The organism is Streptomyces sp. NPDC054813, assembly GCF_053611365.1.
Map to the genome: position 1 here is coordinate 20,031 of NZ_JBSHAF010000015.1, position 24,844 is coordinate 44,874.

Here is a 24,844-nt window from a genome sequence, read left to right on the forward strand (position 1 = left end):
AGCGGACCGACGGGCCCATGACGTCGTGCGGAGGACGTCCGATGGAGTTGCGGTTCCCGTGGTCGACGGCTTCGAACACAGTCGGCCTGCCGGGGCGTTCGCGGGAGCGAAGACGCAGGGCGTCTTCGTCGCCGGCCCGCAACGGGACCGGCCGGCGGCGCCCCGACCCCCGTCCCCCGACCCCCGGGCGACGAAACAGCGGGCCGCCTTCGCCACTTCGCCACTTCGCCACTTCGCCACTTCGCCGGAGAGCACGTCACGTGGTGTCCGTCCCGCGCGCCCGGTGGCAAACCCGGTGCGAGGCCGCCTTCGTGGGGCGGCCCGTGTGCGCATCTCCTGTACGAATCTTGTTGGCCCGTTGCATGCTTTCCCCGTGTCTGATGGCGGGCGGTCGTGCACGCGGCGGGTGCGATCCCGTGCGTCCACTGCCTTCTGGCCCCGAGTCCGCACGCTCCGGGCGCCGTCCGGGCTGACAACGTTGTCTCCGACGGGCCGGACCGTGCCGTGTATCGCGACGTTGGAGAGGTTCCGTGCCTGTCAGACCCGATGCCCTCTTGCCCCGCATGCTGCCTTCGAGAGCCGCCCGCCGACATCGCCGGCAACCGCGCGCCACGATCGCGGTCCTCCTCGCCGGGGCGCTCGGTCTCGCCGCACTGGCGGACGGCGGCACGGCCGCGGCAACGCCGGTCGTGACCAAGTCCGCGGGGGCCGCGGGGACATCCGGCACTGACTACACGAAGCTCGTCGACCCGTTCGTGTCGACCGCCGGCGACGACGGCAACGACCTGCCGGGCGCCGAGGCGCCCCACAGCCTGGCCAAGGTCAACCCGCTGACCACGCCGAACCGCAACCACACCGGGTACGACCACGACGAGGACCAGATCGCCGGGTTCACCGCGACGAACCTCGACGGCGTCGGCGGCTCGGGAGGCGGCGGCGACCTGCTCGTCGTGCCGACCTCCGTGCGGTACGACGGGCGTCCCGCCCCGAGCACGTACGCCCACGCGTACAGCCACGACGACGAGACCGCGACGCCCGGCTACTACCAGGTGGGTCTCGGGGCGGTCTCCGGAACCGGGTCGTCGGTGACGCAGGACTCCGGGACCATCGACGCGGAGGTGACCGCGACGACGCGCACGGCGCTCGAACGCTACAGCTTCCCGGCCGGGTCCAACCCCGAACTCGTCCTGGACCTCGCGAACAACTTCACCAGCCGCACCCGCGCGACGATGAAGGCGACGACGCTCCCGGACGGCACCACCTCGATCACCGGGCTCATCGCCGGGTCGTTCAACGGCGCCTCGTACAAGCTGTACTACGACGCCACCACCAACGTCCCCGTGACCTCCCTGAAGAGCTGGGGCAACGACGGCAGACTGAGCGACGCCGGCACGCAGGACGGGTCCGACGCGGGCGCCGTCCTCGGCTTCGACAAGTCCGCCGGGAACGACGTCGAACTGCGCATCACACTGTCGCCGATCAGCGCGGAACAGGCCGCGACCGACCAGGCGAACGAGGTGGGCCACCTCACCTTCGACCAGGCGCGCGCGCAGACGACGGCGGACTGGAACTGCACCCTCGGCGCCGTCGCCGTGAAGGCCTCCGCGACGTCCGACCCCGGGTCGACGCTCACCAAGGAGTTCTACACGCACCTGTACCGCATGTACGCGCTGCCGGTGAACGCCACCAGCACCAGCGGGACGTACCGCGGCGTGGACGGAGCGGTGCACCAGGCGAACGGTTTCACGTACTACGACGGCTGGTCCACCTGGGACGACTTCCGCAAGTACTCCGTCGAGGCCTACATCGACCCGGCCACCTACCGGGACCTGGTGCAGTCGCTCATCGAGCTCTTCGCCGACGCGCACACCTCGGGCAAGAGCCTCGGCAGCCTCACCCACTCGGTCCCGACCGTGCGCTGGGAGCGCTCGGCCGTGGTGGTCGCCGACGCGCTGTCGAAGGGCTACAGGAACTTCGACCGGCTCGACGAGGCGTACCCGGCGCTGCTGTCGTACACCGGTTACTACACGGGCGCGGAGCTGCGGCAGGGATACGTCTCGGGTGATCCCGGTACGACCGTCCAGCGCGGCTACGACCAGTGGGCGCTGTCGGTCATCGCCGACGCGCTCGGCAAGGACGCGGACGCGAAGAAGCTGCGCACCCAGTCGACCATGGCGATCGACAACCTCGTGAAGTCCGGCGCCTGGAAGGCGACCGACGGCACCGAGGTCGGTCTGCTCACCCCGCGCGCCGCGGGCGGCGACTGGCAGCGCGCCGACTACGAGAAGTTCGAGGCGGCCGGCCTCTACCAGGGCACGCTCTGGCAGTACCACTGGTACGACGCCTACGACATGGGCGGCCTCATCAAGGCCATGGGCGGCGACAAGGCCGGCAAGGCCGCCGTCGAGCACATGTTCGGCGAGGACTCCGGCGCCGACGACGGCTCGACCATGCTGCACTCCAACGCCAACGAGATCGACCTCCAGGCCCCGTACCTCTTCAACTACGTCGGTGAGCCGAGCCTGACGCAGAAGTGGGTGCGCGCCATCTACACCGGCACGACCTGGAACCGCTACATCGCGACCGGCTCCACGAACGAAGCCCCCAGCTCCGGCGGTCAGTTCACCCCGCCGGTCAGGACCCAGGTCTACAAGCTCTCCCCGAACGGCTTCCTGCCGACCATGGACAACGACGCCGGCACCATGTCGACCATGTTCGTCGGCGCCGCCCTCGGCCTGTTCCCGGTGACCGCCGGCTCCAGCCAGTTCCAGATCGGCAGCCCGTTCTTCGACTCCACGACGATCACCTACGCCAACGGCTCCAAGTTCACGGTGAAGGCCGACGGCGTGTCGCCGGGCAACTACTACGTGCAGAACGCGACTCTCAACGGCCAGCGGTTCGACAACACGTGGCTCGACTACTCCCAGATCGTCTCCGGCGGCACGCTGGACTTCACCATGGGCTCCAAGCCCTCCCGGTGGGGCGCCCGCACCGAGCCCGCGTACTCGCTCGACACCGACTCGGGCGACACGGGTGACGGCGGCGCGGGAACGGGCAAGGGCGGCACCGTCGTCTCCGCCCGCCCGGGCACTGTCGAGACGGCCGCGGACGGCACCGTCGACGACAGCGTCAAGCTCACCCTGTCCGGGCCGGCGTCCTTCGCCGCCCGCAAGGGGACCAGCCTCACCAAGTCGGACGCGGCGAGTGTGACCGGCCTGCCCGGCGGAGTCACGGCGGACCTCCGGGTCAGCGGCTCGCGTACGGCGACGCTGTCGCTCACCGGCACCACCAAGGTCGACGCACGCTTCGGCATCACGTTCCGCGACGCGGCCTTCGCCCACGGGGTGCCGGCCTCGACCGTGAGCGGCACCGGGATATCCGTGACCGACCCACTGCTCGTCTCCGCCGCCGCGGTGCACCGCAAGGCCCTCGGCGCACTCGTCGACCAGGCGTCCCTGGTGCGCAGCGGCAACTACTCCGACGGCTCATGGAGTCTGTTCCGCTCGGCGCTCGAACGTGCGCGGACCGTCCTCGCGGACACCGCCTCCGCGACCGGCACGATCATGGCCGCGCACGACGCGCTGCAGACCGCCGTCGACGCACTCACCCTCGACGAGGGCGGCTACGCCGTCCTGCAGGCCGAGGCCCCCGACGAGAAGGAGGGCCCGAGCCTCGTGAGCGAGGCGTACTACTCGGACGGGGACCTCGGCGGTGTCACCGAGGGTGCGTGGGAGCGGTTCGCCAAGCTGGACTTCGGCGGGGTCGCCCCGCGCAGCATCTCGGTCCGCTACGCCAACTCGCAGGCCACGAACGCGAAGCCGAGCAGCGTCGACATCCACGCCGGTGCCGCCGACGGCCCGGTCGTGGCCACCGTCTCGCTCCCCGGGACCGGCGGCTGGCAGTACTACACCACGGCGCAGGCGGCCGTCACCGACCCGGACGCCCTGCTCGGTGCGAAGAGCGCGACGTTCGTCTTCCATGCCCCGTCCGGTCAGCAGTGGGTGTCGAACTTCGACTGGTACCAGTTCTCCCCGAACGAGGTCTCCTCGTCCCCCTCCACCACGCTCGCCACGCTGACCGCGGTGAACAGCACCACGACCGGCGGCGGTTCGCTCCCGCTCAACCTCGGCAACGGCGTCTTCGAGAACGTGACGAACGGCGCGTGGGCCGGGTGGAAGGACACGAACCTCCAGGGCGGCGCCGACACCGTGACCGTCAGCTATGACAAGCCCCGGTCGCGGGCGGCGTCGGACTCACACATCGAACTGCACCTCGGTGCGAAGGACGGCCCGAAGAAGGCCGACATCCCCCTCGACTACACCGGCTCCGGCTGGGGAACCGTCGCCACCACGACCGTGCGGCTCGACCCGGCCGTCTTCACCGGCGTCCAGGACGTGTACGCGGACTTCGTCTCCGGCACGCAGACCTCCGCCCAGCCGTATGTGGGCAACGTGTACTCGCTGACCCTGGCGCAGGACGCCGACGCCCCCGTGGGCTTCGACGCCACCGCGTTCCGCTCCCACAGCGGCGGCGGGCTCAAGAGCGAGCCGGTCGGCTGGACCGGCGCGGGCTCCGCCACCGACCTCGGCGGCACCTACGACGGCGCCTGGCTCGACTACGGGGACATCGACTTCGGCAGTTCCCCGAAGAGCACCGTCACGACCACCTACGTCAACAACTCGGCCCGCTGCGGCACCGGTTCCGCCGTCCAGCTCTACCTGGACTCCTTCGACGCGGCCGACCCCGGGACGCCGTACGCGACCGTGCCGCTGCCGGTCACGGGAGCCGCGTGGTCCTCGGGAGGGACGACGAGCCTGACGCTGCCCAAGGCGATCACCGGAACACATGCCGTCCATCTGCGGCTGACGACGACCCCGGACTCCTCCCACCCCTACGTCGCGAACCTGGGCCGGATCACCTTCGACCACGTCGACACGCCCGCCGCCACGGACAAGTCCGCCCTGCGCAAGGCGATCGACCGGTACGAGGGACTCTCCGGCGACGCGGAGCGGTACGACACCGTCGACTTCGGGGTGTACCTGCGCGAACTCGCCGCGGCACGCGCCCTGGTGGACGCCGACGACGCGACGCAGCTCGAGGTCGACGGGCAGACCCGCAGCCTCACCCTGGCCGCGGGCCAGTTGATCCCGCTCCCGAGGCTGGAACTGGAGGACCTGGTCGCGACCGCGTCGGCCCTCGACGACAACCGCTACACGGACGCGTCGTGGCAGGCGTTCACCGAGGCACTCGCCGCGGCGAAGACCGCCGTCGCGGACGACACGGCCACGGACGAGACCCTCACCGCCCGGTACCAGGCCCTCGACCACGCCAGGTCCGCGCTCACCACGAAGCCCAGGACAGTGCCGGCCGCCCCCGACGCGGTGTCGGCGACATCGTCCGGCACCAGCGTGACGGTCGCCTGGTCCGCTCCCGAGGACGACGGCGGCTCCCCGGTCACCGGCTACCGGATCACCCTCGACGACGGCCACCAGGTCCGGGTCGACGATCGGGACAGCCGGAGCACCACGTTCACCTGGCTTCGGTCCGGCAGGTCGTACAGGGCGCGCGTCGCGGCGGTAAACAGGTTCGGCGCCTCGCCTCCGAGCGCCGCCACGGCGCCCGAGGTGACCGACGGCGGCAAGCCGCAGACACCGGCCGTGACGGGTGCGCTCACCGACGGCAAGCAGGTCCGGGTGACCTGGCGGGCGGCCGGCGACGGCGGATTCCCGGTCATCGGCTACACCGTGACCCTGAACGACGGGACCACCGCGCACCTTCCCGCCACGGCGGACACGGCGCTGCTCACCACCACGGGCAAGGCGAAGGCACACACGGCCACCGTCACCGCGGTCACCCTGGCCGGAACCTCGGACGACACCACGGCGACCGCCCCGCCCGTCGCCGCCGACCCGGCGTACGAGTCGGCCCCCTTCCCCGACGACACGCTGAACGCGGCCTACGGGTCGGACAAGTGGCCGACCTCGGACTACTTCAACGACCTGCTCACCGGTATCCACGACCTCGACTCCGACACCGTCGGCGCCAACACCAAGGTGCCCTACGGCACCGCGCTCACCGCAGAGAACGACCGGATCGCCGTGCGCGTCAACAACGCGGCGACGCAGAAGGAGGTGGACCGGGCCGAGGCCGACGCCACGAACAGCGCCACGGTCACGATGGCCGACGGCCTCGGTTCCCGGCTCGGCCAGATCTACCGCGACGCCCTCAGCGGCGGCCAACTGCCCAAGACCAGCGCCCTGTTCTCCCGCGTCACGCAGGGCCTCGACTGAGTCGACGCGGCGAAGAACCACTACGGTTACCTGCGTCCGTACGCGCGGCTCGGGTTCGTCGGCGACGGCGGCGACGTCTACGAGTCGCAGGACGGCTCGTACAGCAGCCTCGCCACCAGCGGCTCCTACCCGAGCGGCCACACCTACGGAGGCTACGAGGCGGGGACCGTCCTCGCCACGCTGCTGCCGGAGCTGGCGCCGTCGATCCTCGCCCGCACCTCGGAATACGGGAACAACCGCATCGTCCTCGGGTTCCACTACCCGCTCGACGTCATGGGCGGCCGCATCACCGGACAGGCCACCGTGGCCCACCGGTGGGCGGACCCCGACTTCGCGAACCTGCTGATGCAGGCCCACACCGAGATCGAGAACGTGCTGCTCGCGCAGTGCGAGACGGAGGGGTACGGCGACACGCTCGCGGCCTGCGCGGGCGACCCCTACGCCGGCCTGAGCACGACGCAGGACGTCGATCTGTACACCCAGCGCCTTGCCTACGGTTTCTCCCAGGTCGGCAAGGGCGGGCAGACGCTCGACGCGCCGTCCGACGCGGCGGCCCTGCTGATCACGGCCTTCCCGGACCTCACCGCCGGACAGCGGACCCAGATCCTGGAGCAGACCGCGACGGACTCCGGATACCCGCTCGACCTCACCGCGGACGGCAACGCGAGCTGGGAGCGGATCAACCTGGCGGCGGCGATGGCGGCGCACGTGGTCGTGGGCGCCGACGGATCGGTCACGGTGACGGACTTCTCGGACGCCACCAAGGCCGCCGACGCCGACGCCGACGTGATCACCGTGGGCGGCGTTCGGATCGACGGGTTCGATCCGGGCGTGTCCACCTACGTGGTCGACTGGCCGAAGAGCACGAGGATCCCGGCCGTCTCCGCCGTGCCCGCGCAGTCCGGGGCGCGGGTGAAGGTCACCGACGGCAGTCCGGTCCTCTCGTCCACCGGGTCGCGGTTGACCACCCGCACCATCAAGGTGACCTCGGCCGACGGTTCGGTCACCCGGACCTACACGGTCGGGTTCCAGTCCACGGACCGCGACAACCGGCCGGCGGCGACCGGGGGTGACGGCGCCGTCGCGGGACCCGTCGGACGGTCCGCCTCCGGCACGTCGGGCGGTGCCGGGCTCTGGTCACGGGGGACGGAGTGGGCACGGACACGCGGAGTGCCCTGGGCCCAGGGCACGAGCTGACCACCGGACCTGCCGTGCCCTTCGGGGCACGGCAGGTTCCCGCTGTGCCGGGGCCGCTACGAGACGTCGGGGGTGTTCATGGCCCAGCGGATCGTGCGGGTGAGCAGATGGCCGGCCGGGCGCACCGTCACGTCCTCGACGAGCGCGAGACGGGGCAGCCGCAGCAGCGACCGGGCCCAGGAGGGCAGCAGTGTCACGGCGTTGGCGGCGAGTATGCCGTACAGGGGGCGGACCGGCAGGGGCATCGGGGGTTCCAGGAGCAGGAAGCGTGCCGCCGACCGGGCCTCGGGCGTGGCCCTGAGCTCCGTCCGGTAGCCGGCCAGCCGCTCGGCCAGCTCCCGGCGGTCACGCGGCGGACCGATCACCCCGAGTGCCTCGGCGACCCGCGCGGTGTCGGCGACGTAGGCGTCGTAGCCGGCCCGGTCCAGCGGACGGGAGCCGTAGCGTTCGTGAGCGCGCAGGAAGCACTCCGTCTCGGCCGCGTGCACCCACCCGAGCAGGTGCGGGTCGGCGGCGTGGTACGGCTCGCCGTCCGGTGTCGTCCCGCGCACCTTGTCGTGGATGCCCCGCACCGCGGCAACGGCCGCCTGGGCGTCGTCTGCCACGCCGTAGGTCGTCACCGCCAGGAAGGCGCTGGTGCGCTGGAGCCGTCCCCACGGGTCGCCGCGGTATCCGGAGTGCGCGGCGACGGCGGCCATGGCGAGAGGATGCAGGGACTGCAGAAGAAGGGCGCCCAGTCCGCCGACGAACATGGAGGCGTCCCCGTGGACGACACGGATCGGGCGGCCGGGGGCGAACCAGCGGGGGCCGGGCGTGCCGTGGATGCGCGCGCGGGTGGCCGGTCCGTCGGGGCCCGCCACCCGACGGAAGAGCATCGCGCCCAGCGACGCACGGACGTCCGGCACCACGGCTGCCACCTTTCTCGCCTCTCGCATCGTGTCACCGGCCGACCGGTCCCGTCACCCCCGATGGTTGCGTGGCCCAGCTCGGCTCGCCCGGCCGACCGGCCGTTCAGCGGGGCTCAAGCAGCTTTACTGCACGAACGTCAGGGCGATCCTCGTGTGCACTTGCACGATCCTCGCGACCATGGGAATGGGGTGGCAGCGGGATGGTGCAATGGGCGCATGCCTCTCGACGAGTTCCGCAGCCTGCTGGACCGGCATGCCCGGCCCGACTGGAGCACGGCCATCGACGGCGTCCTCATCTCGAAGATCGACCGGCCGGATCCGCCGGGGCCCGCCATGTCGGGCACCGTGCTCGCGGTCATCGCCCAGGGCACCAAACGCCTGGCCCTGGGCGACCGGGTCTACGAGTACGGCGCCGGGCAGTACCTGGTCGCCTCCGTCGACCTGCCCGTCACGGGGCAGTTCACCCAGACCGGTCCCGAGCACCCGGCCCTCGGGTTCGGTCTCACCCTGGAGCCGTCCGCCGTCGCCGAACTGCTGTTGCAGGCCGGCCCCGGCGATCTCCCCCGGGCCGGCGGAGGCGTGCCGTCGGGGATCGCCGTCAGCGACGCTCCGGCCGCACTGCTCGACGCGGTGGTCCGGCTGCTGCGGCTGCTCGACGAGCCCAGCGACCGGGCCGTGCTCACGCCGCTGGTCAAACGCGAGATCCTGTGGCGTCTGATCACCGGCGAGCAGGGGGCGACGGTACGCGAACTCGGCCTGGCCGACAGCGGCCTCAGCCATGTCTCCCGGGCCGTGCGCTGGATCCGCGAGCACTACGCGCAGTCCTTCCGCGTCGAGGACGTGGCCCGCATGTCCGGCATGAGCGTCTCCGCCTTCTACCGCAACTTCCAGGCGGTCACGGCGATGAGCCCCATCCAGTTCCAGAAGCAGATCCGGCTCCAGGAGGCCCGGCTGCTGCTGGCCACTCACCCCGGCGACGTGACCGGGGTCGGCCGGCGGGTCGGCTACGACAACGCCTCCCAGTTCAGCCGTGAGTACCGCCGCCAGTTCGGCGCTCCCCCGAGCCGGGACGCCGCCCGACTGCGCGGCACCACCCGGTCACCCGCGAGCATCCTTCCCTGAGCAAACCGGAAAGCTGTAGAGGATCGTGCATGCGACGTCGCCGAGACGCTGTGGCGAGCCGTCCACGACACCACCGGCCGGCTCCGCTTCCCGGCCGGCCGCGACGCGGTCCGGCTCGCCCAGCCCAAGTGACGGCGACGGCCTAGCCGCACGTCAGCGTCGGTGTCCCCCAGTCTCCGTGGTCGTTGCCGTTGCCGTCGCCCGCGTCACCGACCTTGAGGTCGATCACCTGGGCGCCACTGACGTCGACGTCGACCGGCACCGCTACCTGTCTGCCGCGGACGGTCGGCGTGGTCACCAGGGTCTTGCCGTCGGCGATGACGGAGAACGTCACGGTGCCAGCGCCGCCCGTCTCGTCGTCGACACCGACGTCCGCCGTGAAGCGCGAGCACTGTCCGGCGAGGTAGAGCTGGACGTCGCTGACGGAGTTGGTGCCCAGGCCCTTGGCGTGGCCGACGCCGGCGATGGTGATCGGGCGGCCGTCCCCGGCGGCCTGCTCGCCGACGCTGCTGTCCCGCTCCACCGGGCCCCACCCGTTGGTGGACGACAGGAACGTCAGGTCGCTCACCGCGCTCTTCCCGGCCGGCGGGGCCGGTGGGATCCCGCCGACGATACGCTCGTCGGTGCCGGTGGCCTGCCGGCCGTTCTGCCGGTAGCGCACCGTGGCGGTGAGCGCCGAGGCGGACGGCAGCGTCCCGTCCGGTGGCTGGACCTGCCAGGTGAAGGTGGCCGACGTGCCGGGTCGCAGACGGTCGACCGACGTGGGGCTCGTGGCACTCACGCTCCAGCCGTCGGGCGCGGAGAGCGCGGCCGTCAGCCGGGAGGCGGACGACCGGTCCTTCGGCACCTCCACCGTCGTGCGGGCCGTGAAGGCCTGTCCCGGCTGGGCGGTGTCCGGCACGTCCAGCGTGACATCCGCTCCCGGAGCCTGCGGCATCGCGTAGGTCCGGGCGTCGTAACGCGGGCTGTCGTTCTGTGCGACGCGCAGGGACGAGGCGTAACTCCCGTAGTCGGTCAGCGACACCTTGCCGAGTCCGCCGGTGCTGCCGTCGAGGTTCCACACGGCGATGGCGATGCTGTTGTGGCCGTTCGGGTTCAGGATGCCGTCGGGGACCGGGAAGGTGTGCTGGGGGCCGAGGTAGTTGACGTAGTTGCCGACCTGCCAGCCGTTCACGAAGATCGTGGCACGGTACTTGCGGGCCGGGTCGTCGGTGAACGTCAGCCCCAGCGAGGTGTCCTGGCCGTGCGGCAGGTCCAGGTCGGCGTCGGTGCGGTACCAGGAGACGCCGGGACGGGTGTCGGTCGTGGGCAGGGAGACCTGGGTCCAGTTCCGGTCCGGGTAGCCCGGCAGGGACCAGCCGGCCCGCTCGCCGTACAGGCCGCCCGTCGAGAGCGGGCCGCGCACGGTGTCCTGGAGGTCCTCGCCGCCGCGTACGCCCTGGAGCCGCCAGGTGACGGAGGTCAGCGGCGCTCCGACGAGGGAGGCGCTGGTCAGGCCGCGCGCGGTCTTGTTGCCGTTGGTGGAGTTGTAGTCCTCCTCGTGTCCCATGTTCACGGTGAGCACGGAGATGACGTTGTCGCCGTCGGACCTCAACGCGCCGGCCGGGAAGGTGAAGTCGGCGCTGCCCGTGGTGGAGCTGCCCAGGAAGGTGCCGTTGAGCCAGGCGGAGAACGCCTGCGCGCCGCCGCCGGAGTCCGAGACCAGGCGGATGCCGGTCTCCTTGCCGGTGACGCGGAAGCGGCCGCGGTACCAGGTGTTGCCGGTGTGGAATCCGTAGTCGTCCGCGTAGAGCACGGGCAGCGAGTTGACGCCGGAGACGCTGTTGGTGGTCGTCCTGTCGGCCACCTGCCAGCTGGAGTCGTCGAATCCGGGGGCCGCTTCGGGGGATTCCTCGGCGTGCTTCCAGTTCGTCAGCGCCGGGAGGTGGATGGGGGCGGCCACCGGGACGGTGCCGGCCAGGCTCCCCGTTTCGGTCGCCTTGGCTCCCAACGCCCGCCCGTTCCAGGTGACATGGGCAGCGGAGGTGAACACCTCGATGTTCTTGTCGTCGGCGTTGTCCCCGGTCAGCGCCACGGTGCGACCGTCGTCCCGGCTGGTCGCCGTCCGCAGCAGATGGGTGCCGCGCACGAGCACCGGGCCGGTCGCCGTGTCCTGACGCCAGAAGGTCTCCGCCGTGGCCTTGTCGCCCACGAGCAGCAGCAACGGGCGCTTCCCGCCGCCGCTGACGCTGATACGGACGAGGCCCTTGTGCGTGTAGTTGAGCCGCAGGTCGCCGGTGGCCTCGTCCCAGGTGGTCGTGACCGTGCCGCCGGTGGCGGTCACGGTCGGCTTGGACGCGTAGTGCAGGACGGTCTCGCCGTCACTGCCCTGGTCGCCGTAGAGCACGGCGACGTCCCGGTCGCCGATCGTCGCGCTGGTCATGATCTCCGAGGTCGAGTACTGCAACTGCGAGTCCCCGAGCCGGTAGTTCGCCACGATCACGTGCGAGTCGCGTCCGTCGAGGGTGATCGCGGTGCCCGGCTGCTGCGGGACCACCGGGTAGGTCGGCTCCGCGGTGTCGGCCGTCGGCACGTCGATGGCGTCGATGGCTACGTAGTTGTCGGTGGACCCCGCGCTGTGGTTGCCGTCGACGACGATCTTCAGGGTGTGCGCGCCGGAAGTCAGGCCGGTCTTCTGGAAGAGCACCGCCTGGTTCTCGCCGCCGGAGTCGTCGACCGTCGCCACCTTGGTGCCGTCGAGGTAGACGTCGGCGTAGCCGTGGTTGTTCGTCTTCGAGCCGATCCAGCGGACCGCGGTGCCGTCGAAGGGGACGGTGAGCGAATCACCGGCCTTGTTGGAAAACGACTCGGTGTGCTTGTAGTCGCCGCCGGTGTAGCTCTGGTCGGCCACGTGCGACCACGAACCGGTGTACTGCAGCGCGGAGTCGGGGTCGTCCCAGGAGTAGGTGGTGTCCGCGGTCGGCTGGGCGTTGAGGTCCAGCGAGATATGGGTCTTGTCGACCGCGGTGGACGTGGAGTTGCCGTGCCGCAGGACGTGGAACTGCGTCTTGCTGTCGGGGTTCATCCGGGCGGTGTCGACGATCGCGGCGTCGTCCGGCGGGGTGGCCCTGATCGCCTCGGTCTCGGTCAGCGGGGCGACCGACTGGGTGAAGTACCCGATCAGCTTGTCCTCGTAGTACTTCGGATCGAGCTGCCTGGTCTCCCGGATCGCGGCCCCGTAGTCGTACGACGTGTAGTTCTCGGGCATGCCGAGCCAGCCCCAGTTGGTACCGCCGTAGGTCATGTAGAAGCTCTGCGCGGTGGCGCCGACGGCGATGTTCTGCTTGTAGAAGACGTTGGCGAACTGGTCGTTGATCAGCTGCGCGCACTTGTCGTAGCCCGGTCCGCCCCAGGGGTCGAAGGCGCCGCCCTGGAACTCCGGCGAGTACAGCGGCTTTCCGGCGGGGTGGTCGTAGCTGATGTCGGGGACGCCGTTCCACTTCGAGGGGTTGGAGCAGTCGAAGCCCTGGGGGTAGGAGTCCGGGCCGTCCACATCCAGGGCGCCGGTGCCCGAGTTGAAGGTGCCGTTGTTGTTGCCGGTGAGCGGAACCGTGATGCCGTCGGCGCGGGCCTTGTCCTCCAGGTGCTGCATGTAGGAGCGGCCGGCGGCCGAGCCGTTGTAGTACTCGTTCTCGACCTGGTAGGCGATGACCGATCCGGTGCCGTTGGTCAGTTGGTGGCGGGCGATGATCCGGTCGATCTGGGTCAGCCATTCGTCCGCGTACTTCAGGAACCGCGGATCGTCGCTGCGGTTGTTCCCGGCCTTCGTGGTCAGCCAGCCGGGCAGGCCGCCGCTGTCCACCTCCGCGTTGATGTACGGCGCCGGGCGGGCGATGACGTAGAGGCCGGCCTCCTGGGCCATGTCGAGGAGCTTGTCGACGTCCCGCACCCCGCTGAAGTCGTACACACCCGGCTTCGGCGAGTGGTACCCCCAGTCGAAGTACAGGGAAGTGGAGTTGAAGCCGGCGGCCTTCATCTTCTGGAAGATGTCGCGCCACAGGTCCTGGCTCGGGAGCCGGAAGTAGTGGAACTCGCCGGACCACAGGTAGGTGCGCTTGCCGTCGACGAGGAACGAGTAGCCGTCGAGAGTCACCGTGTGCGCCCGCGGACCGACGGCAGGTGCGGCGGCGGGCGGCTGCCGGCCGGCGTCCCGGGCCGCGGCGGCGGGCGCGGTCATGCCCACGGCCAGGGCGATGGTCGCGGCCGCCGCGAGGAGCGCCCTCCACCACCGACGGCGATCGGGTCTCGCGACCTCTGAACGGATCCCATTACCCCGCACTGCGGCCTCCATCCCCCTGAGCAATCACCATCGAACAGACTCAGGCAAAGCCGAACAGTAAGGGGACACAAGGTTCAACACAATGGGGCGGGAGGACACGGTCGAGGCGGAAACCGGGACCGGTTCACTTCTCGGGGGCGGGTCCGCCGCTCGCTCCCCAGGACACCAGCGACCGGGCGTCGCTCGTGGCGGCCCGCTGGAACGTCCGCTCGTACCGACGCTTCCCCATGGAGCGTACGAGCCTGTACTCGCACTCGTTCCGCAGCGACGCCATCTCCGGTGTGCCGCGCTGCGGATGACCGACCGTCTGCCAGAAACGGGCCGCCGCCCCGAAGGCGTAGGCGGCGGAGCCCTCGTCCCCCGCCTCGGCCAGGGCGATGGCGAGGAGATCCATGACCATGGCGATCCCGAAGACGTGCACAACTCGGCACGGTGCGGTCGGGGCGGTCAGGCGCTGCGGAGAGAGACGGCGGAGCCGGGTTCCGTCGTCTCGACGCCGTTCGCGGCGGTGAGGGGGCGCCCTTCCAGCAGGTGCAGCAGGACGTCCGGTCCGTCCTCGGGTTCCGCTCCGGGGCCGCCCCGCGTCCCGTCGCGCGAACCGCCGGGCTTTTCGCATGCCCGTGTCGGGCGGTGGCGGGCGATGGTCAGCACGCTGCCGCCGCCGGTTCGAGGTTCCATCTGCCGATGGAGTCGCGGTGCAGGCGCCGCAGTTCGGTCCAGGCCTGGTCGAGAGCGAGGTGATGGCGCCTGCCGCGCTCGACGGGTGTCCCGGCCCGGCCGGCGGCGATCAGCCGCGCCTGTTGCCGGGCCGAGGCGTCGTCGACCAGGTAGAAGCACCGGACGGTTCGGTCGGGGGCGACGCGGTAGCGGAATCCGATCAGCCATTTGACGGTGTCACTCATGGTCGGCTCCTCGGCTCCGACGTCTGGATGGTGCGGCGATTCCTATGCCGTTTCGCCGCTGGTCTCCTGGCCGGCCCCCAGCCATGCCGAAAGCCAGGGATCCAGTCCGTACGCGAAGGTCAGACTCGGCTCGGTCCCGGGAGAGGGGGGATCGGCGGTGACGCAAGCGGTCTCCGTTGCGGCCCGCTCGTGGCCCGGAACGGTGTTCGTGGCGCTCATCGTGCAACACACTCCCTGCTCCGCCGGAGCGGTAACTCCCCATGCGGCCAGTGTCGGTCGGAAAGGCACACCGGGCATCGCATGATCTGGTGATTGGTCGCTGTACGGCCACGGGCTCGGGCGCGGTCGCCCGCTCGCCGGACGCGTCAGGCGCCGAAGCGGTCGGGATCGGCGGCCTTCCAGTCCCCGGCCCAGGACTCGGGCGGCTCGATCAGCAACTGTCCGGGAGCCAGCCATTCGTAGAGCTCCGCATAGGAGCGCACAGTGACCGGGTCCAGACGCCGGCGCAACATGTGGGGGCGCAGATCGACGGGCTCGCGCACACCCAGCGAGGCGATGATCTGCTGTGCGCTCCTCACCGTCGCGGACTGGAAGCGGTGGACCCGTGCCGCCTTGTCGGGGACGTTCAGCGCGCGTGCGCGGCGCGGGTCCTGGGTGGCGACACCGACGGGGCAGGCGTTGGTGTGGCAGCTCTGCGCCTGGATGCATCCGAGGGCGAACATCATGGCGCGCGCCGAGTTGGTGAAGTCGGCACCCTGCACCAGGCGCTTGACGATGTCGGCTCCCGTGGCGACCTTGCCGCTGGCCCCGATCCTGATCCGGTCCCGCAGGCCGGTGCCGACCAGCGCGTTGTGGACGGTGATCAGTCCTTCGGTGAGTGGACTTCCGAGGTGGTCGGCGAACTCCAGCGGAGCCGCACCGGTACCGCCCTCCGCTCCGTCCACAATGATGAAGTCCGGCGCGGTGCCCTCTTCGAGCATGGCCCTGCACACCGCCAGGAACTCGCGCCGGGAGCCCACGCACAGCTTGAAGCCGACCGGCTTGCCCCCGGCCAGCTCACGCATCTCGGCGATGAACCGGATCAGTTCGCGGGGCGTGCCGAAGGTCCGGTGATAGGAGGGCGAGATGACGCTGCGTCCCTCGGGAACGCCGCGGACCCGCGCGATCTCGGCGGTGACCTTCTCCCCCGGCAGCACTCCCCCGATGCCTGGCTTGGCTCCCTGGGACAGCTTGAGCGACACGCATTTCACGTGGTCGTGGGCGGCCTTCTCGGCAAACCTGGCGCGGTCGAAACCGCCGTCCGCGGTGCGGCAGCCGAAGTATCCGGTACCGATCTCCCAGACCAGGTCGCCGCCGTGGCGCAGGTGGTACTCCGACAGGCCGCCCTCGCCCGTGTCGTGGGCGAAGCCCCCCAGGGCCGCCCCGTGGTTGAGGGCGAGGACGGCGTTGGCGGACAGCGAACCGAAGCTCATCGCCGAGACGTTGAGCAAGGACATGTCGTAGGGCTTGGCACAGTCCGGGCCACCGACGCTGACCCGGGGTTCGTCGATCCCCACCGGGAGCGGTCTGATCGAGGTCTCGAAATACTCGTATCCCTCGGCATAGACGTTCCGCTCGGTGCCGAACGGAAGCTCCGCTTCGTCTCCCTTGGCACGCTGGTAGACGAGACTGCGCACGTCCCGGTCGAAGGGCCGGCCGTCGTAGTTGCGCTCGATGAAGTACTGCTGCAACTCCGGCCGGATCGACTCCAGCAGGAAGCGGACATGGCCCAGGACCGGATAGTTGCGCAGAATGGAATGACGCCTCTGGAGCAGGTCGTGAGTGCCGATCGTGGCTGTCGCCGCGCACAGCACGGCGGGCGGCCACCACCAGGGCGAGACGATCGACGCCGTGACGCCGAGGACGACTGCGACGGCCCCGACGGACCCGATCACTGTGGTTCTGATCATGTGCGGGCGGGTCAGCCGATGTAGCCGAACGCCACGAGCTGGCCCCGGATCCACGGATCATGCGCCTCCTCGACGGTATGTGCCCTGGTGGGGGCGGATGCCGTCGATGGCTGGGTGGCCGCTGTCGCGGTGCCTCCGGTGGTGAGGAGAGCGCCTGCGAAGACGGCGAGAGAGGCGACCGCGGTGGCGATGCGCCGTACGAGCTTTTCCATTGCCGTTCCTCCTTGCATTAGCGATCGCTAACACAAGAAGTGTTGGCCGAGACGGCGCCGAGCACATCGCACGATCTGGTGATTGGCCCGTGGGCCGTCAGACGACTCCACGGACGCACCGCGTCACTCGACGTCGTCTCTCCCGAGGTACTCGCGTACATACCTGGAGAAGTCACTCCCCTCGCCGATCACTTCGCCCCGGGCGTCGAGGACGAGGGCGTAGTCCGGGCCGCGCCGGCGGACACGGCGGCGCGGAGCCGGTCGCGATAGGTGCGCTCCGGGTCCGGCGAGGCACCGGAGCCGCCCGCTCCGGGCTGCGGCCGGCTGCTGGTCTGCGACATGGACGACCGCCCGGTCACGCCGATGCTCCTGTCTCGCTCCGCGGGCCCGTCTCCGGTCACGCCCGGATCCGTCGGGGTCGCCGGTCCGGACGACCCCATGCCGCCGGGTCGAGCCTCACCGGTGCGGCCGGAGCCGGTCGTCACCCATTCAGGGGATCTGTGTCGTCGGACCCCGCGGTCGGTGCACCCGGTCAGTCGACCGCTTCGGTGCCGGTGCCCCGCTCGATCGCCAGCCGGGTCAGCTCGACCCGCGAGTTGATGCCGAGCTTGGCGAAGATGTGCTTCATGTGGGTGTTGACGGTGTGCACGGACACGTAGAGCCGGTCGGCGACGGCCCGGTTGGTGAGGCCCTCGACGACGAGCGGGATGAGTTTCCGCTCCGATTCGGTCAGGTCCTCCCATCCCCGAGGGCCTGCCGTGTGGCTCCGCACCGAGGCGGTACGGACGCCTAGCCGCCGCAGGCGCGCCCTGACGCGTTCCTGGTCGTGTCCGGCCCCCGAGACCGACGTGAGACGGCCCGCTTCTTCGAAGTACGGGATCGCCGATGCCGCGTCGCCGTCATCTGTCATCAGCTCGGCGAGGTCCTCGCAGGCCGCCGCCAGGGCCAACGGTCTGCCGGTGTGCCGGTAGCCGGTGACGGCGGACGCCAGTGCACCCGTGTCGTGGTGGAGCAAGCCGTCCACATGGGCGCGGACCGCCCCGATGATCTGCCGGCTCTCCTCCTGTGCGGCCAGGCTCAGCAGAGCGCCCGACACGGCCTCGGCGAGCGACGGGTGCCCGCCGCGGAGCGCGGTGCGCACGATCTCGGGCCAGTGGGACGGAGCCAGCGCCAGCAGGCGCGCCGGTTCCCGGGTTTCGAAGCACTCCGCGAGTACCGCCGCCGCTGCGCCGGCCTCGCCCTCCGCGTCCGCCAGGCAGGCGCGGGCGAGGGACATCCAGGGGCCGTACCGCTGAGTGTGCGGGCCGGAGCCGATGTCCGTGCTACCGAGGCGGTCCTTGGCCCTGGCATGGTCACCGCGTCGGAGCTCCACCAGCGCCAGCACGGCGCGGGCCTGCGGATTCGGCAGCGTGATCTCGAGCTCGTCCGCCACGGCCAGGCTGGCCTCGGCCTCCACGGCCGCGTCGTCCAGCGCTCCCTGTTCGAGGAGCGCGCAGGCGCGGGCGGCGTGCCAGTGCGGCAGTGACCAGCCCAGGCCCAGCGCCTCCGCCCCGCGCTGGCCCTCCCGCAGGGTCCGCTCGGTGTCCCCGAGCCGGTCGGTGACGGTCAGTACGGTGGCCAGCCACAACGCCGGAATCCGTGGCGGCCGCAGATAGAGCACGGCGGGCTCGGTGGCGGCGCGCCGGGTGGCCTCCTCGGCGAGTTCGAGGGCGTGGGCCAGTTCGCCGCGGTAGAAGAACGCCTGTGACTGGAACACCATGGCGCTGACGACGACGGCCGGATCGTCGCTGCGGTAGGAGGCCTCGACCAGCCCGGTCCCGGTCTGCTCGGCGGCGGCGATGTCCCCCAGGTAGAGGTGGCCCGTCGCCTTGGTCTTCAGCAGCCGGACCCGCAGGTCGGAGGGGAGCCCGGGCAGGTCGAGTGCCTTCTGGAGATGTGTCATCGCGGCGGCGTCGTCGCCCGCGGCCTGGTGGATCTCGGCGGCCACCAGGCGCAGCCGGGCCTCCTGCAGGGGTTCGAGGCCTTCCGGCACCGTGGCGTCGACCAGGTCGAGCGCCTCGTGGACCCGGCGGGTGCGGCCGAGGTACTCGGCGGCGTCCGTCAGCAGGGCGATGCGGCGCCGGTCGTGCGGGGGCAGCAGGCCGGCGACCCGCTGGGCCAGGTCCGCGGCCGCGTCGGGGGCCGACGACGACATGTCCCGTACGGCGGTGGTCAGGGTGGCCACGGAGTCGTCGTCGACCGGGCCCCCCGACATCACGACGTGCCAGGCCACCTCCGCGGGCCGTGCCCCGGTGCCGTGCAGACTGTCGGCCGCCTCGCGGTGCAGGGCGGTCCGCACGGCCAGGGGCAGGTTGTCGTGGACCGCCTGCCGGGTCAGGTCGTGGCGGAAGGCCAGCCGTTGGCCGTCGCCCGAGAGCAGTCCGACGTTCAGGGCGGCGTCGACGCCGGACAGCAGGCTGCCTACCTGCCGGCCCATCATCCGGGCGGCCGTGCCGAGGTCGAATTCACGGCCGAGGACGGACCCGATCTGGAGCAGGTGCACGGCGTCCTCGGGGAGCCGGTCGACCCGCGCGGCGACGCTGCGGCGGAAGCTGACGGGGATGCCGTCGCGCAGGAGGCCCGTCTCGCACGCCTCCATCCCGGCGACGTCGGCGTCGGCGAAGCCGCGGACCAGCTCGATGGCCAGGAAGGGGTTGCCCGCGACGCCACGCAGCAGCCTGGCCAGGCCGGGTGACGGCGTCGCCCCGAGGACATCGGCCGCGATGTGCTGGAGTTCCCGCTGGGGCAGCGGGCCCAGGGTGAGCCATCGGGCGCCGAGGCGTTCGAGGTCGTCCCGGACCCTGGCCACGATCGGCCGCTCGGCGTCCGACCGTACGGCCAGCACCCACAGGATGCGCGAGGCGGCCAGTCGCCCGGGCAGGGTACGCAGGACGAAGAGGGTGGCGGGATCGACCCACTGGGCGTCGTCCACGAGCACGGCCACCGGTGCTCGCTGGGCCCGCTCCTCCAGGGCGTCCGCGATGCTGTCCAGCAGCCACAGTCGCTGGTCGTCGGCGGCCGCGAGGGCCCGGTGGGAGCCGTCGGAGGGCTGCAGGGCGGACTGCAGGGCGGCTCCTGCCGCGTACTGGTCGAGTTCGTCGGCGCGTACCGAGACCACGTCGAACCCGTACCGCCGGGCCATCCCGTCCAGCTCCGCGAGGAACCGGCTCTTGCCGACGCCGGCCGCGCCCTCCACGACGACACAGGCGCCCCGGCCGCCCCGCACCACGTCCAGTGCCTCACGGGCGGCCACGAGCTCGTGGTCCCGTCCCCGCAGGCGCGGCCCGTTCACGGCCCGGTTGCCACGCCCACCGGCATCGGCGCCGGCGGGGTCTGTGCTGTGCATGGGGCAAGCATGGCCCAGGCGCGCATCCGCCCTCAACGCCAGATCCCCGGTGACCACGGCTTTCACCCGGGTGAACCTCTCTTCCGGGCCGTCGGCTCACCCTGTCGCGACGCATCCTCCGTGCCATCCGGATCTCTTGCCCCTGGAGAGGAGCACGACGTGCGTACAGGCAAGGAATACCTGGCAGCGCTGAACGACGGCCGCAAGGTGTGGGTGGGCGACGAGCTCGTCGACAACGTGGCCACGCACCCGAAGACCCGGGCGTACGCCCGGAGCCTCGCGGCCTTCTACGACCTTCACCACCGCCCGGACCTCCAGGACGTCATGACGTTCGTGGACGAGGACGGCGTACGCCGGTCCATGACCTGGTTCCAGCACCGCTCCGCGGACGACCTGCGGCGCAAGCGGGAGTACCTGGAGACCGTGCAGCGCGAACTGGGCGGCGGGGCCGTCCCGCGCACACCGGACGTGAACAACTACGTCCTGCTGACCTACGTAGACGACCCGGAACCCTGGAGCAGCCAGTCCGTCGGGACCGACGGCAGGGACCTCACCGCGGGACTCCTCGGCTTCTGGAACGAGGTGCGCGACGGCGACCTCAACGCGACGCCGGCCTTCGTCGACCCGCAGGCGGACCGCTCGCGTGACTCGGCCCAGGCCGAGTCGCCCGCTCTCAGGGTGGTCGCCACCTCGGACGAGGGCATCACCGTACGGGGTGTGAAGGCGATCAGCACTGGCGCGGCCTTCGGCGACTGGATCCACATCGGTGTCTTCTACCGCCCCGGCATCGTGGCCGAACAGATCATCTACGGCGCGGTGAAGCCCGACACCCCCGGCGTCACCATCATCTGCCGCGAGAGCAACGTCCGCGACGGCGAGGAGGTGGAGCACCCGCTGGCCGCGCAGGGTGACGAGCTGGACAGCATCATCGTGTTCGAGGACGTGCTCATCCCTTGGAACCGCGTCTTCCACATCGGCAACCCGCAGCACGCGGCGCTGTACCCGCAGCGCGTCTTCGACTGGCTGCACTACCACTCGCTGGTGCGGGCGATGGTGAAGGCCGAACTGATGCTCGGCCTGGCCCTGTTGATCACCGAGCACATCGGCACCTACCAACTGCCGCCGGTCCAGGCCCGGATAGCCAGGTTCGCCGGCTTCCACCAGTCGCTCAAGGCACATGTGGTCGGCTCGGAGGCCCAGGGGTTCTACACGCCCGGCGGCATCTTCAAGCCGAACGTCCTGATGTTCGACTTCGGGCGGGCGTACTACATCGAGCACATCACCGACATGGTGCACGAGCTCATCGACCTGGCCGGCCGTGCCGCGCTGATCTACCCCACCGAGGGGCAGTGGCGGCAGCCCGAACTCCGGCCGTGGCTGGAGGCGCTGCAGACCGGACCGGTCGGCAGGCCGCACGACCGGCTGAAGATCAGCCGCGTGATCCGCGACATGTTCCTGTCCGACTGGGGCGACCGCATCGGCGTCTTCGAGAACTTCAACGGCACGCCCCTGCTGGCCATCCGCTCGCTCACCATGAAGCGCGCCGAGATGTCCCCCAACGGCGCCATGGCGGACCTCGCGCGCAGGGTCTGCGGCATCGAGAGCGTGAACGACGAGGCGGAGACCGCCTACCAGGCCCAGGCGAACTACGCCCGGCGCCAGGACGCCTCACGCCAGGACGCCTAGAAGCAGCGGCCAGGGCCCGGGTCACAGCACACCGCACTCCCGGGCCCTGGTGACCGCCTCGTTCCTGTCGTGTGCGTCGAGCTTGCGGAAGATCGCGCGTACCTGGGTCTTGACGGTGTTGTGGGACACGTACAGCTCGGAGGCGATCTCACGCAGCGTCAGAGAGCCGCACAGCGCGCGCAGCACCCGGCGCTCCCCCAGTGACAGGTCCTGGGGGCGAGGGCCGGCGGACACGAACACCGTGTTCCCGCCGGCCCCGCCCAGCAGATCCGTCAGGATGCCGGGCGACTCGCACCTGCCCGCCGCCCGCTCGGCCGCCTCCCGGGCACCGCGCCCCGCGTTCGTGCCGTGCCGTGCGCCCTCCAGCCGCGACCGCGTGAAGTACCACAGCGCGCGCACGTGGGGTTCGCTTTCCGTCCGGGAGGAGTCCGCAAGTGCCGCTTCCGCATCGGCCAGCGCCTGCTCGGCCTCGTCGAGGCGCGCCTCCCTCAGGAGCAGGCCGGCCCGGCCGACGTAGGCGGGCACCGAGACGAAGTGCCGGTCCAGACCGGCCGTCGCGATCTCATGGAGCGCCTCGCCGCTCAGGACGTGTGCCAGTTCGTGACGCCCGGCCAGCAGTGCGCACAGGGTCCGCAGACCCAGCGCGCGGACGAGTGCCAGGCCGTGTCCGGCGGCGTGCGCGTCACGGGTCGCCTCGCCGAGCAGCTCTTCCGCCTCCTCGTACCGGCCGGTCCACAGGAGAGCGGTACCGCGGGCGGTACCGGCCAGGGCGCGCCAGGAGGTCAGCGGCAGGGTGCCGGTGACGGCGGACTCGCCGAGCCGGTCGGCGGTCAGGACCTCACCCTGCAGACAGCAGGCCACGGCCCGGGCGACGGCCGCCGCGTCGCCGACCGTGCCGCCCTCGCCGACGGTCTGGGCCCCCGTCTGCCTGAGCAGGGCCACGTCCAGCCAGCGGCAGGCCGTAACGGGTTCGCCTTCCGCCAGGGCCGTCATGGCCGCCACGACACACAGGCGCGCGTCGGCGGCCACCGTGCGACGCGACAGCAGGTCCAGCCACTGCGAGACGCGCGCACCCTGACCCGCCGAGATCTCCTTCTCCCACCCGCCGAGGACCGACGCGACGGCCGCCGGCTCGTCTCCGCCCAGCGTCCAGTGCCGTACGGCCTCGGTCGTCCGTCCCTGCCGTGCGTACCACTGAGCCGCCGACCGGTGGAGGGCCGCGACGGTGTCCGATCCCTCGGATGCGAGGACGTCGGACAGCAGTGCGGCCAGTGCCCGGTGACGGCGGTACGTGGACGCCTCGGCGCCGACGGGCACCAGCAGCTGGACGGTTCGTGCGAGTTCGCGCAGCAGGACGCCCGCCCGGTCGCCGGCGAGGGCCTGGCACGGTCCGGCACCGAGTTCGTCGAGCACGCTGGTGCGGAGCAGGAACCGGCGCTGTTCGGTGGTGAGCCGGTCGAGGACCTCGGTGGCCAGGTACTCGGTGACCGCTTGTCTGCCGCGGGCCGACTGCCCCTCGACGTCGGCCTCGCTGCCGGCGCGGGCCAGGGCACGCCCCATGATGCACAGCCCGGCGGCCCATCCCTCGGTGGCCTCGTACAGTGCGCGCGCGGTCGCCTCCGCGGGAGCGGATCCGAGCAGAGCGGTGAGCACCGCTTGTGCCTCCTTGGGGGTGAAGGCCAGGTCGTGCAGGTCGAGTTCGGCGACCAGGCCACGGGCCCGCAGAGCCGGAAGGGGGCCTCCGGGAAGGTGCCGGGTGGACAGGACGACGCGGAAGCCGTGCGGAAGCCGGGTCAGGAAGTCCGCGAGGGTGCGCAGTGCGTCGGCGTCCGTGACGGTCTCCAGGCCGTCGAGGACCAGGGTGAGCGGTCCCGCCGCGCCCACCGCCGTCAGCACAACGGGCAGGGTCCCGTCGAGCCAGGAGTCGGCCGTCCACCCGCACTCGTCGAGGCGGACGGGCAGGTCCGCTCGTGCCTGGTGAAGTGCGTGCAGGATGCCCGACCAGAGCCGGTCCGGGGCGTTGTCGTAGATGTCCAGGCTGAGCCAGGCGCACGCGCCGCGAGCCGCCTGGTCCCGCGACCACTCGGTCAGCAGCACCGTCTTTCCGGCACCGGCCGGAGCGGAGACCACCACCACGGGCTCGGTCGCCGCGTCGAGCCGGTGCAGCAGTCGCGGGCGGGTCAGAAGATGCGGGGGCTGGGCCGGAGGATGCAGCTTGAAGGCCGGCACGGAGCTGGTCATGGCACTTCCCCTGGAGTGGGTCGGAACGAGCGGGAGCCCCCGACGGCCGTGGCTCGCCTGCGAGAGCCGGACGTCGGGGGCGTCGGTGGGCCGGTCACGGGAACCGCGGCTGCCGCCGAGGCCTACCGCGAGGCCCTGAGCGCGCCGAAGCCGCCGGCGAAATGGACCAGCGGCCGGCTGTCGACGCGGTGCGTGCAGTAGCGGACGGCACCGACGAAGATGGTGTGATCGCCGCCGGGAAGTGCCTCGGCGACATCGCAGACGACGGCCGCGATGGCGTCCTTCAGCACCGGCACGCCGTGGTCGTCGATGGTCTCGACGCCCGCGAACTTGTCCGGTTTGGAGGCGGCGAAGTTCCGCGCCAGGGCCTCGCCGTCCTCGCCGAGCACGTTGACCGCGAACCGGCCGTGCTCCGCGATCGCGGTCCGCGTGTACAGGTGGTTGCCGATGCACACGAGCAGCTGGAGCGGGGCCAGGGAAAGGGCGGACACGGCGCTCGCGGTCATGCCGATGGGTGTGCTCCCGGAGCGTGTGGTGATCACGCTGACACCCGTGACGAGCCGGCCCATGGTGGCTCGGAAGTCGACTGCCGTGTCGAGGATTTCGGTCATCGGAAGCCTCCGTGAAAGTCGGG

At 71.3% G+C, this 24,844-nt stretch carries 13 protein-coding genes and 2 pseudogenes; 4 read left to right on the forward strand and 11 right to left on the reverse strand.

Features of this window, described 5'->3' with window-relative positions:
• Positions 1-563: 563 nt before the first annotated feature.
• Positions 564-7,487 (forward strand): annotated as a pseudogene (locus ACWGJB_RS28290) (glycoside hydrolase domain-containing protein).
• Between the two features lie 56 nt (positions 7,488-7,543).
• On the opposite strand, the gene ACWGJB_RS28295 reads toward ACWGJB_RS28290, so the two are convergent.
• A complete protein-coding gene (locus tag ACWGJB_RS28295; RefSeq protein ID WP_453382888.1) occupies positions 7,544-8,422 on the reverse strand; it encodes an oxygenase MpaB family protein in 879 nt (292 codons plus the stop codon).
• Positions 8,423-8,611: 189 nt separating this feature from the next.
• Here ACWGJB_RS28295 and ACWGJB_RS28300 point away from each other — a divergent pair, with 189 nt between their 5' ends.
• Entirely contained in the window at positions 8,612-9,517 is a 906-nt protein-coding gene (locus tag ACWGJB_RS28300) for an AraC family transcriptional regulator (RefSeq protein WP_453382889.1), read from the forward strand.
• Between the two features lie 30 nt (positions 9,518-9,547).
• Positions 9,548-9,649: pseudogene (locus ACWGJB_RS28305) on the forward strand (short-chain dehydrogenase/reductase); the annotation flags it as partial.
• 10 nt (positions 9,650-9,659) lie between these two features.
• Here ACWGJB_RS28305 and ACWGJB_RS28310 read toward each other — a convergent pair.
• From ACWGJB_RS28310 to ACWGJB_RS28345, 8 genes are all read right to left on the reverse strand, one after another.
• Positions 9,660-13,733, reverse strand: a complete 4,074-nt coding sequence (locus ACWGJB_RS28310; protein ID WP_453382890.1) for a beta-galactosidase — start codon at positions 13,731-13,733, stop codon at positions 9,660-9,662.
• A gap of 226 nt (positions 13,734-13,959) precedes the next feature.
• On the reverse strand, positions 13,960-14,256 hold the full coding sequence (locus ACWGJB_RS28315; RefSeq protein ID WP_453382891.1) for a hypothetical protein: 297 nt from the start codon (positions 14,254-14,256) through the stop codon (positions 13,960-13,962).
• A gap of 26 nt (positions 14,257-14,282) precedes the next feature.
• Entirely contained in the window at positions 14,283-14,513 is a 231-nt protein-coding gene (locus ACWGJB_RS28320; RefSeq protein WP_453382892.1) for a hypothetical protein, read from the reverse strand.
• On the reverse strand, positions 14,480-14,737 hold the full coding sequence (locus ACWGJB_RS28325) for a hypothetical protein (RefSeq protein ID WP_453382893.1): 258 nt from the start codon (positions 14,735-14,737) through the stop codon (positions 14,480-14,482). The genes ACWGJB_RS28320 and ACWGJB_RS28325 overlap by 34 nt, the downstream gene beginning before the upstream one ends.
• Before the next feature lie 365 nt (positions 14,738-15,102).
• Positions 15,103-16,686 (reverse strand): FMN-binding glutamate synthase family protein, encoded by a 1,584-nt coding sequence (locus ACWGJB_RS28330; protein WP_453382894.1) that lies wholly within the window; start codon positions 16,684-16,686, stop codon positions 15,103-15,105.
• An 11-nt stretch (positions 16,687-16,697) separates the two neighbouring features.
• Positions 16,698-16,898 (reverse strand): hypothetical protein, encoded by a 201-nt coding sequence (locus tag ACWGJB_RS28335; RefSeq protein ID WP_453382895.1) that lies wholly within the window; start codon positions 16,896-16,898, stop codon positions 16,698-16,700.
• Between the two features lie 188 nt (positions 16,899-17,086).
• The gene (locus ACWGJB_RS28340) at positions 17,087-17,257 is read right to left on the reverse strand and encodes a hypothetical protein (RefSeq protein ID WP_453382896.1); all 171 of its coding nucleotides are present in this window, start codon (positions 17,255-17,257) and stop codon (positions 17,087-17,089) included.
• 173 nt (positions 17,258-17,430) lie between these two features.
• On the reverse strand, positions 17,431-20,283 hold the full coding sequence (locus ACWGJB_RS28345; protein WP_453382897.1) for a helix-turn-helix transcriptional regulator: 2,853 nt from the start codon (positions 20,281-20,283) through the stop codon (positions 17,431-17,433).
• A gap of 159 nt (positions 20,284-20,442) precedes the next feature.
• On the opposite strand from ACWGJB_RS28345, the gene ACWGJB_RS28350 reads away from it, so the two are divergent.
• On the forward strand, positions 20,443-21,969 hold the full coding sequence (locus ACWGJB_RS28350) for a 4-hydroxyphenylacetate 3-hydroxylase family protein (RefSeq protein ID WP_453382898.1): 1,527 nt from the start codon (positions 20,443-20,445) through the stop codon (positions 21,967-21,969).
• Between the two features lie 21 nt (positions 21,970-21,990).
• On the opposite strand, the gene ACWGJB_RS28355 is transcribed toward ACWGJB_RS28350, so the two are convergent.
• Together ACWGJB_RS28355 and ACWGJB_RS28360 are read right to left on the reverse strand one after the other, a co-directional pair.
• Complete coding sequence (locus ACWGJB_RS28355) at positions 21,991-24,210, reverse strand: LuxR C-terminal-related transcriptional regulator (RefSeq protein ID WP_453382899.1); 2,220 nt, start codon at positions 24,208-24,210, stop codon at positions 21,991-21,993.
• Positions 24,211-24,332: 122 nt separating this feature from the next.
• Positions 24,333-24,821 carry a flavin reductase family protein gene (locus tag ACWGJB_RS28360; RefSeq protein WP_453382900.1) on the reverse strand — a complete coding sequence of 163 codons (489 nt, stop codon included), beginning with the start codon at positions 24,819-24,821 and terminating at the stop codon, positions 24,333-24,335.
• Positions 24,822-24,844 lie beyond the last annotated feature (23 nt).